Raw genomic sequence first — 2,621 nt, 5'->3', positions numbered from 1 at the left:
CGCGTGCCGGCGCCCCGGTACGCCCGGTCCGCCGCGCAAGCGTCCGGCCGGCCACGGCTGACCAGGACTGGCAGGAGTTCTGACCGCCGCGCCAGGCGACAACTTGAAGCAACGGCGAGGCCGCGTCCTGGGACGCGGCCTTCGTCGTCATGCGGCGGCGCGGCGAGTGGATACGAACGGGCATCACAGTGCCGCGTATCGCCGCGAGGAAGGACAACAGTTGACCGGGGTCGCGCCGATATCACGGTCGAGACGAAGCGCGACAACCGTGGCGTCGTCGGTTCCGCACGCACCGCCCGACCCTACTCCGGAGAGATCCCGTGATCCGCTTCATGCAGAACCATCCCGTCCGCACCCGCCTGCTTGCCGGCTTCGGCATCCTGCTCGCATTGCTGGCCGTCCTCGGCGGCGCCGCGCTGCTCAAGATGGCGGAGGTCCAGGACCAGCTGGACGACATCGCGCTCGACAACAACGCCAAGACCACACAGACCGAGATCATGTTCGACCGCACCGGCCAGGTCGCGGTGCTGATTCGCAACATCGCGCTGATGGACGACCCGGCCTATGCGACCGAGCAGATGCAGGTGCTCGCCGGTTATCGCGACGACTACAAGGCCGCCCGGGAGGCGCTGGACAAGCTGCCGGCCGGTGCCCGCGGGCTTGAGCAGCGCGCGCGCATCGACGCCGCACGCGACGCGGCGATGCCGCTGAACGACGAGGTCCTGCGGCTCGCTTCGCTGAAGCTCGACGACGAGGCCAAGACGGTGCTGCTGGAGCAGGCCGCCCCGGCCGTCGACGCCTGGCAGGACGCGCTGCGGGAGAACCTGATCGTCCAGGCCGAGGCGAACGAGGCCGCGTACGCGGCGGCACTGGCAAGCTACCGGCAAGGCCGGGTGCTGCTGATCGTCATCGCGCTTGTTGCACTGGGCGTCGGCATCCTGCTCGCCTTCACCATCACCTCCAGCCTGGTCAAACCGCTGGGTGAAGCGACCCGGCTGGCGCGCGAGATCGCCGCCGGCAATCTCAATGGCCGGGTGCAGGTGGACGGCCGCGACGAGGTCGCCGCGCTGCTGGGTTCGATGCGCGAGATGCAGCAGGGGCTGCAGCGCTTTGCCGACGCCCAGGGCGAAATGGCGCGCGAGCACGAGGCCGGGACGATTGACCACCGCATCGACGCCAGCCGGTTCAACGGTGCCTACGCGCAGATGGCCGAGCAGATCAACACGCTGGTCGGCGCCCACATCGCGGTGAAGATGCGGGTGATCGACATCGTCGCCGAGTACGCCCGCGGCGACCTGTCGCGGGACATGGACAAGCTGCCCGGCCAGAAGGCTCGCGTCACCGACGCGGTCGAGTCGGTCAAGGCATCGATGCAGGCGGTCAACGGCGAGATCAAGGCACTGGTCGACGCCGCCGTCGCCGGTGACTTCAGCCGCCGTGGCGACGCCGCGCGCTTTGAGTTTGTCTACCGCGAGATGGTCGAGGACCTCAACGCGCTGATGGAGAGCGCGGACCGCGGCCTGAGCGACGTCGGCCGCCTGCTGAATGCGGTGGCCGAGGGCGACCTCGGCCAGCGCGCCGACGATTCGCTGCCGGGCCAGTTCGGCCGCCTCGCCGGCGATGCGAACCGCACNGGACCGCGGCCTGAGCGACGTCGGCCGCCTGCTGAATGCGGTGGCCGAGGGCGACCTCGGCCAGCGCGCCGACGATTCGCTGCCGGGCCAGTTCGGCCGCCTCGCCGGCGATGCGAACCGCACCGTCGCCACCCTGGCCGGCATCGTCGCCCAGATCCGCGCGGGCAGCGACGCGATCAGTTCGGCCGCAGGCGAGATCGCCGCCGGCAACAACGACCTGTCGCAGCGTACCGAGCAGCAGGCCGCATCGCTGGAGGAAACCGCCTCGTCGATGGAGGAGCTGACCTCCACCGTCAAGCAGACCGCAGACAACGCGCGGCAGGCCAGCGAGCTGGCCACCGGCGCGGCCGACAACGCGGTGCGCGGCGGCGGCGTGGCCGGCCAGATGGTGCAGACGATGGGAGCGATCAACGAATCCTCGCGCCGCATCGTCGACATCATCAGCGTGATCGACGGCATCGCATTCCAGACCAACATCCTCGCGCTTAACGCCGCGGTCGAGGCCGCCCGTGCCGGCGAGCAGGGTCGCGGCTTCGCGGTGGTCGCCTCGGAAGTGCGCAGCCTTGCCCAGCGCTCGGCCAACGCCGCCAAGGAGATCAAGCAGCTGATCGCCGACTCGGTCGAGAAGGTCGAGGACGGGACCGCGCTGGTCAACCGCGCCGGCGAGATGATGGGAGAAATTGTCGGCAGCGTGAAGCAGTTGAGCGACGTGATCGCCGACATCTCGGCCGCTTCGCAGGAGCAGAGCGCCGGCATCGAGCAGATCAACCAGGCGGTGCTGCAGATGGACGAGGGCACCCAGCAGAACGCCGCGCTGGTGGAGGAGGCCTCGGCCGCCGCGCGCAGCCTCGAGCAGCAGTCCGGGCACCTGGTGCAGACGGTGGCCGCGTTCCGCCTGACCGCCGGGGACGGCGCGCAGGCCACCCCGATCGCCATCACCCGGGTTGCCGAGCCGGGGCCGCCCGTCGTGGCGTCCGCGTCGGCGTC

The 2,621-nt window shown here is 70.3% G+C and carries 2 pseudogenes; both read left to right on the top strand.

Annotated features, from left to right (window positions below):
* Positions 1-332: 332 nt before the first annotated feature.
* A pseudogene (locus tag ACKVMH_RS13205) lies at positions 333-1,316 on the top strand (MCP four helix bundle domain-containing protein); the annotation flags it as partial.
* 301 nt (positions 1,317-1,617) lie between these two features.
* A pseudogene (locus ACKVMH_RS13200) lies at positions 1,618-2,621 on the top strand (methyl-accepting chemotaxis protein); the annotation flags it as partial.

The organism is Lysobacter zhanggongensis, assembly GCF_046638635.1.
GTDB lineage: Bacteria > Pseudomonadota > Gammaproteobacteria > Xanthomonadales > Xanthomonadaceae > Novilysobacter > Novilysobacter luteus.
The sequence above is the reverse complement of the archived record's forward strand: the minus strand, read 5'-3'. Positions and strand labels throughout refer to the sequence as shown.